Source organism: Mycobacterium sp. 1245852.3 (genome assembly GCF_001669335.1).
Lineage (GTDB): Bacteria > Actinomycetota > Actinomycetes > Mycobacteriales > Mycobacteriaceae > Mycobacterium > Mycobacterium europaeum_A.
In genome coordinates this window covers 1-9,370 of the sequence record NZ_LZLL01000607.1, presented here as the reverse complement: position 1 = coordinate 9,370, position 9,370 = coordinate 1, and the positions used below count along the sequence as shown (strand labels likewise).

At 69.9% G+C, this 9,370-nt stretch carries 9 protein-coding genes and 1 pseudogene; 1 reads left to right on the top strand and 9 read right to left on the bottom strand.

Annotated elements, in window-relative coordinates:
• The first annotated feature begins 28 nt into the window (after positions 1–28).
• Positions 29–268, top strand: coding sequence for a gamma-glutamyl-gamma-aminobutyrate hydrolase family protein (locus tag A9W96_RS31065; protein WP_369830885.1), 240 nt, complete (start codon positions 29–31; stop codon positions 266–268).
• On the opposite strand, the pseudogene A9W96_RS28385 reads toward A9W96_RS31065, so the two are convergent.
• The 9 genes and pseudogenes from A9W96_RS28385 to A9W96_RS28345 form a co-directional block, all read right to left on the bottom strand.
• Positions 240–582 (bottom strand): annotated as a pseudogene (locus A9W96_RS28385) (gamma-glutamyl-gamma-aminobutyrate hydrolase family protein); the annotation flags it as partial. The gene A9W96_RS31065 and the pseudogene A9W96_RS28385 overlap by 29 nt on opposite strands.
• Positions 569–1,942, bottom strand: a complete 1,374-nt coding sequence (locus A9W96_RS28380) for a glutamine synthetase family protein (protein ID WP_156765456.1) — start codon at positions 1,940–1,942, stop codon at positions 569–571. The gene A9W96_RS28380 and the pseudogene A9W96_RS28385, both read right to left, overlap by 14 nt.
• Positions 1,943–1,983: 41 nt before the next feature.
• A complete protein-coding gene (locus A9W96_RS28375) occupies positions 1,984–2,535 on the bottom strand; it encodes an alpha/beta hydrolase (RefSeq protein ID WP_066870371.1) in 552 nt (183 codons plus the stop codon).
• 129 nt (positions 2,536–2,664) lie between these two features.
• Entirely contained in the window at positions 2,665–4,170 is a 1,506-nt protein-coding gene (locus A9W96_RS28370) for a cobyric acid synthase (RefSeq protein WP_067144531.1), read from the bottom strand.
• 10 nt (positions 4,171–4,180) lie between these two features.
• Positions 4,181–5,038 (bottom strand): type I methionyl aminopeptidase, encoded by an 858-nt coding sequence (gene map, locus A9W96_RS28365; protein ID WP_066870276.1) that lies wholly within the window; start codon positions 5,036–5,038, stop codon positions 4,181–4,183.
• Between the two features lie 32 nt (positions 5,039–5,070).
• Positions 5,071–5,655: a DUF1707 domain-containing protein gene (locus A9W96_RS28360; protein ID WP_066870273.1), complete on the bottom strand. Its 585-nt coding sequence runs from the start codon at positions 5,653–5,655 to the stop codon at positions 5,071–5,073.
• Positions 5,656–5,810: 155 nt separating this feature from the next.
• Positions 5,811–7,625, bottom strand: a complete 1,815-nt coding sequence (locus A9W96_RS28355) for a penicillin-binding transpeptidase domain-containing protein (RefSeq protein WP_066870270.1) — start codon at positions 7,623–7,625, stop codon at positions 5,811–5,813.
• A 162-nt stretch (positions 7,626–7,787) separates the two neighbouring features.
• Positions 7,788–8,642 (bottom strand): GNAT family N-acetyltransferase, encoded by an 855-nt coding sequence (locus A9W96_RS28350; RefSeq protein WP_066870268.1) that lies wholly within the window; start codon positions 8,640–8,642, stop codon positions 7,788–7,790.
• 53 nt (positions 8,643–8,695) lie between these two features.
• The coding region (locus A9W96_RS28345; RefSeq protein WP_197499691.1) for a flavodoxin-dependent (E)-4-hydroxy-3-methylbut-2-enyl-diphosphate synthase at positions 8,696–9,370 on the bottom strand (675 nt) is incomplete at its 5' end.

The following is a 9,370-nucleotide window of genomic DNA, read 5'->3' as shown; positions in this document are numbered from 1 at the left end:
GGCCGTCCCCCACCTTGTCGATGGCCTGGTGGTGATAGCTCGGCGCATCGGCGGCCTCCCCGACCAGCGCGGCCAGCAACCCCACCCGAGCACCGACGCGCCCCGCACCGACCGCGACGCGTGGGAGTTCGCGCTGTTGCGTGGCGCGCTGCGGCGGGGCCTGCCGGTGCTCGGAATCTGCCGCGGCGCACAGATACTCAACGTCGCCCTGGGCGGCACGTTGCACCAGCACCTGCCCGATGTGCTCGGGTGGGGTTGCTGGCCGTAGCTGGCGGGGTCCACGTCGTAGCCGCCCGTGATCACCAGGGCGTGCAGGCTGTCGAGAACCGAATCGACGATCTCGGCGTCCACCGGCTGCGGTGGCAGCAGCACCGCGATCCCGCCGGCCAGGATGACACCTTCGAAGTAGTCGGCGGGCAGGTACCCGGCGGGGATGTCCCAGATGCCGGTCTGCACCCGCTCCAGGTACGTCGTGAGGCCGACAACCGGGCGGGGCGGGCGGCCACCGTCGGACAGTGGCGATCGCAAGCGCGGCGCAGCCGGGCGCAGCGGGTCGCCACCGTCGAACTCAGAGCCGTTCAAACCCACGCATCCTCTCCCAGTCGGTGACCGCCGCGTTGAAGGCCGCCAACTCCACCCGCGCATTGTTCAGGTAATGGGCGACCACGTCGTCGCCGAACGCGTCCCGCGCGAGCGCCGAGCGTTCGAACGCCGAGGCCGCCTCGGCCAGGGTGACGGGCAACCGCTCGACGCCGGGAGTCTGGTAGGCGTTTCCCGCGCAGGGCTCCGGTAGCTCCAGGCCCCGTTCGATACCGTACAGCCCTCCGGCGACGATGGCCGCCACCGCCAGATACGGGTTGACGTCGCCGCCGGGCACCCGGCACTCGACGCGGGTGTTGGATCCATGACCGACCACCCGCAGCGCGCAGGTGCGATTGTCCAAACCCCACGCCAGCGCGGTGGGCGCGAAACTGCCGTCGGCGAATCGCTTGTAGGAGTTCACGTTCGGCGCATAGAACAGCGTGAGCTCGCTCAGGCTGGCGAGCAGGCCGGCCAGGAAACTGCAGAACGTCGAGGACATGCCGTGCGGGCGGCTGGGATCGGCGAACACGGCACCACCCTGCGAATCGCGCAGCGAGAGGTGCACGTGACAGCTGTTGCCTTCTCGCTCATCGTATTTCGCCATGAACGTCAGGCTCTTGCCATGCCGGTCGGCGATCTCCTTGGCGCCGTTCTTGTAGATGACGTGGTTGTCGCAGGTGATCAGCGCGTCGGCGTAGCGGAAACCGATTTCCTGCTGTCCCCTGTTGCATTCGCCCTTGACGGCCTCGAAGCGCAGGCCGGCGCCGATCATCCCCTGCCGGATGTCGCGCAGCAGCGGCTCCATCCGCGAGGACGCCGCGATCGCGTAGTCGATGTTGTAGTCACTGGCCGGGGTCAGCCCGCGGTAGCCGTTGGCCCACGCCTGGCGATAGGGCTCGTCGAACACGATGAATTCCAGCTCGGTCGCGACGTCGGCGGCCAGGCCGCGCTCGGCCAACCGGTCCAGTTGGCGGCGCAGGATCGCCCGCGGCGACACGGCGACCGGGCTGCCGTCGGACCAACCCACGTCGGCGATCACCAACGCCGTGCCGGGCAGCCAGGGAATGCGCCGCAGGGTGGACAGGTCGGGCCGCAGCACCGTGTCGCCGTATCCGGTGTCCCAGCTCGACACGGCGTAGCCGCTCACGGTGTTCATGTCGACGTCGACGGCGAGCAGGTACCCGCAGCACTCGGCGCCGTGCGTGGCCACCTCGTCGACGAACAACCGGGCGTCGATCCGCTTGCCGACCAGCCGGCCCTGCATGTCGGCGAACGCCACGATGACCGTGTCCACCTCAGCGGCGCCCACCAATCGCTGCAGGTCCGGCAACGACAGCATCGCGGCGCCGGGATCGGTCACGGCAGGTTCTTCACTGGCCATGACCGTCAGTCAACCAGGCGCTACCAGGTGCTGGTGCGCAGAATGATCTCGGCGGCCAGTTGCGCCGTCGACTCCTGCACGCTGCGGCGCCCCAGGTGCACCACCCGGTAATCGGCGTAGACGTAGCGCTGGCTGGCCTGCGCCACGGCCCGGGCGGCCGGCGAGCTGACCAACACGGTGGTGCCGATCTCGACCGGCGGGCAGTGCCCGTCGGTGACGGCGCCCTCGTAGTTGGAGGCCCGCGGGTGGCCGCGGTCGATCACCACCAGTCCGACGAAGCGGCCCAGCCGCGTGGCGGTCAGCTCCCAGGCGAGCTCGGCGCCGGCGCGATCGCCCATCACCACGGCCCAGCCGATGCCCAGCGCGTCGAGGATGCCGATGAGCGACTTGGGGGTCAGCCGAGAATCGAAGCCGACCACGACCGTCCGAAGCGATGCGGTGTGCAGGCGCTCGCAGACCGCGTCGTACGCCGCCGGGACGCGGTCTTCGTCGCCCAGTATGACGACGACGACGCCGTTCTCCGGGCCGGCCACCACCACCGGCACGGGGAATCCGTCCAGGGTGGTCATCATCGAGGACACCCCAGCACGCTACAACCAAACGGCATACGTGCGCGACGATTCTTCGGCATCTGGTACGCAAATTCGTTTTTCGGCCGCGTCGTCAACGGCGGCGTTCATACCGCGCTGGGCGCGAATGCCCTAGGGGCGCAAGGCGCTTGCCAGATGCGGTCGCCGCGGCGGGGGACCATCAAGCAAGCTGAGAATACCGTCGATATCGAGATGGGATGCCAGCAAGTCGGCGGCGACATCGAGTTGCGCGTCGCGGCGGGCGGCGACGTCGACGTCACCGACCACGAATCCGCCGCGGCCTGCCGCGTCTGCGACCCGGCGCAGCCAGCCGCGCCGGAAGTCGTCGTTGTCGAGCAGCCCGTGCCAGTGGGTCCCGAAGACCGCCCCGCGCACCACACCCTGGGGCTGGGGATCGGCGCCGCACTCGAACCAGCTCGCCTCGGCGCAGCGGGTGACCCGGCCGTGGTGGATCTCGTATCCGGACAGCGGCCGCTGCCAGCGGCGCAGGGTCTTGTCGACATCGAAGGCGATGTCGGCGTCCAACAGCCCGAGCCCGGGCACGCCCGTCGTGCCGGATTCCACCGGATCGTCTAGGCGACTGCACAGCATCTGAAATCCGCCGCAGATTCCCAGCACCGGCTTGCCCGCGCGGGCGTGCGCGGCGATCGCGTCGGCCAGGCCCTGACCGCGCAACCACGCCAGGTCCGCGACGGTGGCCTTGCTGCCCGGGATGACGATCAGGTCGGCGTCGGTGACGTCGGCGGGGTCGGTGACCCAGCGCACCAGCACGCCCGGTTCACAGGCCAGCGCCTCGACGTCGGTGGAGTTGGAGATCCGGGGCAACCGGACCGCGGCCACCCGCAGCCACTCGTCGCCGCACGGCGGGGCGGGCGTGCCGATGACGCGGTGCGCGACCACCGACAGCGAGTCCTCGGCGTCCAGCCACAGCTCGTCGGCGTACGGGAGGACGCCGTAGGTGGGCCGGCCGGTCATGTCGTGCAGCTGGCGCAACCCGGGTTCGAGCAGCGCGGGATCGCCGCGGAACTTGTTGACGACGAACCCCGCGATCAGCGCCTGGTCGTCGGGCTCGAGGACCGCGACCGTCCCGAACAGGTGCGCCAACAGCCCCCCGCGATCGATGTCCCCCACCAGAAGCACCGGCAAGCCCGCGGCGCGGGCCAGCCCCATGTTGGCCAGATCTGTGGCGCGCAGGTTGATCTCGGCCGGCGAACCGGCCCCCTCGCAGATCACCGCGTCGAATTCGGCACGCAGGCTTGCCAATTCGTCGCCGACGATGACTGACAGCCGTTCACGGTGCCGCACATAGCTTTTCGCGCTGACCGTGTCGGCGACCCGACCCTTGATCACCAGTTGCGAGGTGCGGTCACTGCCCGGCTTGAGCAGGATCGGATTGAAGCGCACGCTGGGTTCCAGCCCCGCCGCGCGCGCCTGGATCGCCTGGGCGCGGCCGATCTCACCGCCTTCGACGGTCACCACGGAGTTGTTGGACATGTTCTGCGCCTTGAAGGGGGCGACGCGGACCCCGCGGCGGGCCAGCAACCGGCACAGGCCCGCCACCACCACCGATTTCCCGGCGTCGGAGCTGGTGCCCGCGACCAGCAGGGCTCCGGTCATCCGGCGAAAGTCATGGCAAGGTGAGGATTTCGACGCCGGTGTCGGTGACCAGCAGGGTGTGCTCGAACTGCGCGGTCCACTTGCGATCGCGGGTGACCACCGTCCAGCCGTCGTCCCAGATCTCGTAGTCCAGGCCGCCGAGGTTGATCATCGGTTCGATGGTGAACGTCATCCCCGGTTGCATGATGGTCGACACCGACGGCTGCTCGTAGTGCAGGACCACCAGGCCGTTGTGGAACGTGGTACCGATGCCGTGACCGGTGAAGTCACGAACGACGTTGTAGCCGAACCGGTTTGCGTACGACTCGATGACGCGGCCGACGACCGACAGCGCCCGCCCAGGCTTGACGGCGTTGATCGCGCGCATCGTCGCCTCCCGGGTTCGTTCCACCAGCAACCGGTGCTCCTCGGACACGTCGCCGGCCAGGAAGGTCGCGTTGGTGTCGCCGTGCACGCCGTCGATGTAGGCCGTGACGTCGATGTTGACGATGTCGCCGTCCTCGATCACCGTCGAGTCCGGGATGCCGTGGCAGATGACCTCGTTCAGCGACGTGCAGCACGACTTCGGGTAGCCCTTGTAACCCAGCGTGGAGGGGTAGGCGCCGTGGTCGACCATGTACTCGTGGGCGATGCGGTCCAGTTCGTCGGTGGTCACGCCCGGTGCGACGGCCTTGCCCGCCTCCACCAGCGCGCCGGCCGCGATCCGGCCGGCGACGCGCATCTTCTCGATCACCTCGGGGGTCTGCACCCACGGTTCGCTGCCCTCCTGGGCGGTGGGCTTGCCGACGTATTCCGGGCGCGCGATACTGCCGGGCACCGGCAGAGTCGGGGACAACTCTCCAGGGGAAAGCGCGGTGCGAGCAGGCATGCGACCAGCTTAATGGCAGGGCGGATGGACGCTCAGAGCCGCTGACGGCGCAGCAGCGAGCGCCGCGGCCCGCGGATGATCACCGAGCCGCACACCACCCGCCCGGTCAACACCACGTGCGGCCTGCCCTCACCAGGCGGGTCTTTGCGACGGTCGCTGGCGCTGCCCACGTAGACCTCGACGTCGTCGATGGACGCGCTGGCGCCGTCGGGCAATCGAATCTCCACGGAGCCGAATCTCATGTCGAGTTCGATGACCACCACCGGCCCCGCGAAGCGGGCCTTGGTGAGGTCGAGTTCCACCGAGCCCAGCCGGCGGACCAGCGCCAGGCGGGTGGGCACCTGCCATTCGCCGTGGCGCTTCAGCGAACCCGCCCAGCCCCGCAGCTCGACCCGGTCGGCCGCGGAGGTGACGATGGCGCCCGGCCCCGGCAGGTCGCCGACCAGATGGTCCAGCTCGCCGCGCGTGCGCGCGTAGGACACCTGCGACGAGCGCTGCTCGAACTCGTCGATGTCGATCAGCCCGAGTGCGACGGCGTTGTGCAGCCGGCGCATCGTGCCGTTGCGGTCGGCGTCGGAGACCCGCAGGGCCACCATGTCGCCGCCGGTATCGGTCATGTTCGCAATTTACCGCTGAAGCGGGCCGGGGTCGCCCCCGTCAGATCAGGGGCGATCGCAAGCGCGGCGAAGCCGGGCGCGGCGGGTCGCCCCCATCAGATCAGGGGCGATCGCAAGCGCGGCGAAGCCGGGCGCGGCGGGTCGCCCCCATCAGATCAGGCCAGGAAGTTCGGCGGCAGCGCCTCGAACATGAACTTGGTCATCCGAACCGCCCACTCCGAGCTGCCGCCCCCGACGATCAACGAGGCGAAGGCCAGGTCGCCGCGGTAGCCGGCGAACCAGGAATGCGATCCGCCCGGGAACTCGGCCTCACCGGTCTTTCCGTAGATCTCGCCGCAGCCGGCGATCTCCTTGGCGGTTCCGTTGGTCACCACCAGCCGCATCATCGGCCGCAGCGCGTCGATCATCTTCGGGCTGATCGGCGTGGTGTCCCCCTGGACCGCCGTCTGGCGGCCCACGATGAGTTGCGGCACCGGCGTCTTGCCGGCGGCGACCGTCGCCGCCACCAGGGCCATGCCGAACGGGCTGGCCAGCACCTTGCCCTGGCCGAAGCCGTCCTCGGTGCGTTCGGCCAGGTCGACCGTCGGCGGCACCGACCCCGTCACGGTGGTGACGCCGTCCACCGTGTAGTCGAGGCCGATGCCGTATTGGGCGGCCGTCTGGGTCAGGCCGCGCGGCGGCATCCGGCTGCTGAGCTCCGCGAACGTGGTGTTGCACGAGCTGGCGAACGCGCGCGACAGCGACACCACGCCCAGATCGAAGCCGCCGTAGTTGGGCACCGTGCGGTGGCCGATGTCGAGGTGGCCCGGGCAGCCCAGCATCGAGTTGGGCGTGGCCATGCCGCGGTCGACGGCGGCGCCGGCGGTGATCATCTTGAACGTCGACCCCGGCGGGAACAGCCCGTTGGTGGCCGGCAAACCGTCCGCGTCGGCCCCGCCGTTCTGCGCGATCGCGAGGATCTCTCCGGTCGACGGCTTGATGACCACGATCATCGCCTTGCCGCCCTTGTTGTCGACCGCGCGCTGGGCGGCGTTTTGCACCGTGCGGTCCAGGGTGATCGACACCGACGGCGCCGGAGACCCCTGGACCTCGTGCAGCACCTCGACCTCGACGCCGTTCTGGTTGACGCTGACCACCCGCCAGCCCGCCTCACCGTCGAGCTGGTCGACCACCGCCTTCTTCACGGCGGAGATGACCGCGGGCGCGAAATGCGGGTCGGTGGGCAGCATTTCGGGCTGGGGGGTGACCACGACACCGGGCAGGTGCCCGATCAGCGGGGACACCTTGTCGTTGTCGTCGGGGTGCAGCGTCACCCCCAGATCCACCGGATGCGGCGTCGAGCTGGCCTGCTCGGCCAGCAGCTGCGGATCGTTGAGGGCGCCGTTGAAGGGATGCAGCACGTCGACGATGGCGTGCGCCGTGCCGGACAGCGCGGGTCCGGCCTGGGTGGCGTCCAGCGTGTAGTGGTACAGGTAGCCCGGCACCAGCACATCGCTGCCGCCGAGCTCGTTCACCGAAGCGCGATGCGGCCGGTCGGCGCGCAGCGCGAACGTCTGGTGCTCGCCCAACTTGGCGTGCAACGCGGTGGTGGTCCACCGCACGGCCCAGTGCCCCTCGTCGCGGGCCATCCTCAGCTGGCCGTCATAGGTCCACGTGCGGTTCTTGGGCAGGTGCCAGGTGAAGCGGTAGCCGACCGTGCCGCTGTCCTCGGCGTACTTGGCGTTGAGCAGCTGGGCATCGAGGTGGGTTGCCTGCAGGCCGGACCAGGCGGCGTTGAGGGCTTCACGGGCCTCGTTCGGGCTGTCGCTGAGTTGCGCCGCGGTCGCGGTGTCGCCGACGGCCAGGGCGCGGAAGAACTTCTCCGCGGCCGGGCCCGGGCCGTCGGGCCGCGGCGTGCAGCCGGACAGGGCGACGGCCGCGACCAGCAGCACGCCTGAGGCAGATGTGGCAATTGTTGTTCTCGTTACCATCGGTGCTGATGTTAAGAACTGTGGCCTGAACAGGGGCGCCGACACACCGAGACCGAACCGTGATGCGTGGATTTGCGGACCATCTGTGCGCCGAGGGCCCGCCACGCGGGCGTTGGTCACCCGGCGCCCGGCTGGCCGGGCGCTCGCGGCGAACGTGACCGGCTAGTCGAGCAGCACCGTCGCGAAGGTGCCGATCTCGGTGAAGCCCACCCGTGCGTAGGCGGCGCGGGCCACCGTGTTGAAGTCGTTGACGTAAAGGCTGGCGGTGCGCCCGGTGCCGACGATCACCGCGGCCACCGTCGCGGTGCCGGCGGTGCCCAAGCCCAGCCCGCGCCACTCCGGGTGCACCCACACCCCCTGGATCTGGCCGACGCCCGGGGACTGCGAGCCCACCTCGGCCTTGAAGACGACCTGGCCGTGCTCAAACCGCGCCCAGGCCCGCCCCGCCGTGATCAGGCTGGCCACCCGGCGCCGGTAACCGCGGCCGCCGTCGCCGATGCGCGGGTCGACGCCCACTTCGCCGATGAACATGTCGACGGCGGCCACCAGATAGGCGTCCAGCTCTTCGGGCCGGACCTGCCGCACCCCGGGGTCGAGGTCGCAGCTGGGGTGGTTCGACAACGCCAGCAGCGGCTGGCGGTCGCGCACGTCGCGAGCCGGACCCCAGGCCGCCTCGAGCCGCTCCCACATCGGCATCACCAGGTCGGCCCTGCCGACCAGCGACGAGCAGCGCCGCGTCCCGCGCATGGCCTCGTCCGCGAACGCGCTCAGGTCGGCCGGCGCGCCGCGCAGCGGAATCAGGTTGGCGCCGGCAAAGCACAGCGATTCGTCGGCGCCGCGCAGCGTCCACAGTTCGCCGCCGATCGAGTTGGGATCGATGCCGTGGTCGGCCACCCGCGCCGCGACCATGCAGGAGGCGACGGGATCGTCGTCGAGCACCCGCCAGACGGCGGCCGCGTCGCGCACCACCGACACCCGTCGCTCACCGACAAGGCGGAACAGGGGCGGAGCCGACATAGGGCGAACTCTCTATGGTGCGAATTCTCAGACCAGAACGTCGCTGGCCTTCATCAGCTTACGGTGACAACAGGTGAACCGCTGGATGTTGCTTCGGGCCCGTCGCCGCTGTTCATCTCGTGGCCCATTTCAGCGGCGATGCGCATCGCCTCTTCGATCAGCGTCTCGACGATTTGGGCTTCGGGCACGGTCTTGATTACCTCGCCGCGAACGAAGATCTGGCCTTTGCCATTTCCCGATGCGACGCCGAGGTCCGCCTCGCGGGCCTCCCCCGGGCCGTTGACGACGCAGCCCATCACGGCCACGCGCAGCGGCACGTCCAGCCCGTCCAGGCCGGCGCTGACCTCGTTGGCCAGGGTGTAGACGTCGACCTGGGCGCGGCCGCAGGACGGGCACGACACGATCTCGAGCCCGCGCGGGCGCAGGTTCAGCGACTCGAGGATCTGGATGCCGACCTTGACTTCCTCGACCGGCGGCGCCGACAGCGACACCCGGATGGTGTCACCGATCCCCCGCGACAGCAGCGCACCGAAGGCGACCGCCGACTTGATGGTGCCCTGGAAGGCGGGGCCGGCCTCGGTGACGCCCAGATGCAGCGGGTAGTCGCATTGCTCGGCCAGCTGCTCGTAGGCGGCGACCATCACGACGGGATCGTTGTGCTTGACGCTGATCTTGATGTCGCCGAAGCCGTGCTCCTCGAACAGCGAGGCCTCCCACAGCGCGGACTC